Here is a 251-nt window from a genome sequence, read left to right as displayed (position 1 = left end):
GGAAAGAAAAAAACAAAGTAAGCAATGAGTTATGCTATAGATACTACATCAGTTCAGCATATTTATCGGCGGAAGAACTCGCAAGATCCGCACGGCAACATTGGCAAATAGAGAATGGATTACATAGGCGTTTAGATGTCGGATTTAAAGAAGATGATTGCCGAATTAGGCGTGAAGGTGCAGCACCTGTATTTGCGGGGCTGAGACACATCGCATTTAATCAGCTAAAAGCAGAAACAAGCTTTAATAAA

The 251-nt window shown here is 40.2% G+C and carries 1 protein-coding gene; it reads left to right on the top strand.

Annotated features, from left to right (window positions below; all coding sequences use genetic code 11):
- On the top strand, positions 1 to 251 hold a 251-nt coding region (locus tag H5158_RS23050; protein ID WP_182741003.1), incomplete at both ends, for an ISAs1 family transposase.

Source organism: Pseudoalteromonas sp. SR45-6, from assembly GCF_014163545.1.
Lineage (GTDB): Bacteria > Pseudomonadota > Gammaproteobacteria > Enterobacterales > Alteromonadaceae > Pseudoalteromonas > Pseudoalteromonas rhizosphaerae.
This window is presented reverse-complemented; position numbering and strand designations above follow the sequence as displayed.